A 1,587-nucleotide genomic window follows, 5' to 3' on the forward strand; every position below is an offset into this window, starting at 1 on the left:
CTTCTTCAGGTGCGACCCGTGGCGAATTTAATTCGCCAAGGTCAAGCGCACCTAAGTTGTTTTCCTTTTCCTCTCCCTCTGGGTCGCCCCATGTTTTACCCTAATGTAAAAAACCTACCCCTGTGAGTCCTCTGGGACGGGAGAGGTCAACTAAGCGTGGAGAAGGAGTAAGACCAAAACTTGGACGTCCGTCTAAGTTGAGGTGCGACCCGTGGCGAATTTAATTCGCCGAACGCGCCCCGCGTCTCCTACGGAGAACGGAAAGCGCACCTTCGGCATTCTTCCGTGTTCCCGTAGCGTGGCCTACGGCCAAGCTAGAAACCCCAACTTACTTCGTTTAAGTAAGTTGGGGTAGTTCACGGGTCTACTTGAACATGACCAGTACAATAATTAGAGGTTCCTATTTATCTTCAATTAACCTGGTTCGATGGGGCATAAAGCCCCCGATGCAGATTCATTGAAGTAATCAATAACAATAGCTTTGCCAAAGGAGGAACTCAATCTTGGGTTAAAGTCAAGCGGACTTGAGTTAGCAACTCAGTTTACCCCTGAAAAACAAATCTACGAAGCCCATGACAGAAATTCGTATTGCTCCTCAGATCGATTAGAAACTTACCAATCTTTCTCGCTTTTCTTCTTCACCACAACAATTACTGGTTGAGCATTTTCTGCAACCTCACCACTCTCTTTCAATTCTCCAATGACTTTAGCAATCCTCTTAAAAAGCTTACCCTCACCATATTGCAAATCCTTAATATCATCCTTCTTTGCCGATCCCATTTCTAGGATAATGGTGTTTTCTTTCTGAAGTGTACTCATGGAAGTTCTCCTAACTAAATTTTAGCAAGCTTTATCAAAAGTTAGATCGTGCCCAGCTCCGCCCTTGTAAAAAACTTCAAAGTGATGTAATGAACATTCCAAAAACTTTTGAAGAACTCAAATCCTTTTTGGATTCAATATAATAGCGATTACATTGACGCATTACATCGAAGTTAACGATAGACCAGAAACCAAACTAAAATTTCATCAACTTAGACATACTCTTGGAATAGTTCTTTCCGAAATCCTTAATCCAACCATTTTTCTTCTTACGATTGGACTTCTCATGGCGCTCCTTATAGAGCGTTGTCGCCTCGTCGAGACGCTTTGCTTGTTTAAACATAGCCTTCTCAAGAGGCTTTAAAGCTGCTGCCTGCTTCTTCTTCTTCTTTTTCTTGCTCTTCTTACTTGTAGATCCAGACAAGAGCTCAGGTGTTCCTCCAAAAGAATCTTCACTGCGTAAAATGACAGCGCTCTTAATTTCATTATCAGCCATAACTCTTAAGTTCCTAGATTGATTTAAGTACTACCACTAATCTTATAGCATAAAACCTCACCGGTCAATAATTAAACTGACGTGAGTAGCTGAGGTGGTGACATGAGCCCCAAAAAGCTTACTCTATAAGGCTTTGATGCCAATGGGCTCATGGAAGATACAGTCGGAAATTAACCCTCAAGTCATTGTCTTGATGCAAAGCGCGAGTGGGGGAAACCCCCTGTTCCGAAGCTGCATCGCTTAATGGCAAGCTCAAACCCTTATAACTACGT

The 1,587-nt window shown here is 42.8% G+C and carries 2 protein-coding genes; both read right to left on the bottom strand.

The features are described from left to right. Positions 1 to 612 precede the first annotated feature (612 nt). Entirely contained in the window at positions 613 to 819 is a 207-nt protein-coding gene (locus tag F6K20_RS37830; protein ID WP_008180448.1) for a DUF6200 domain-containing protein, read from the bottom strand. 196 nt (positions 820 to 1,015) lie between these two features. Further along, positions 1,016 to 1,315 (bottom strand): DUF6312 domain-containing protein, encoded by a 300-nt coding sequence (locus F6K20_RS37835; protein WP_287251430.1) that lies wholly within the window; start codon positions 1,313 to 1,315, stop codon positions 1,016 to 1,018. Positions 1,316 to 1,587 lie beyond the last annotated feature (272 nt).

Origin of the sequence: Moorena sp. SIO2C4 (assembly GCF_010672485.1) — a bacterium.
GTDB classification, from domain to species: domain Bacteria; phylum Cyanobacteriota; class Cyanobacteriia; order Cyanobacteriales; family Coleofasciculaceae; genus Moorena; species Moorena producens.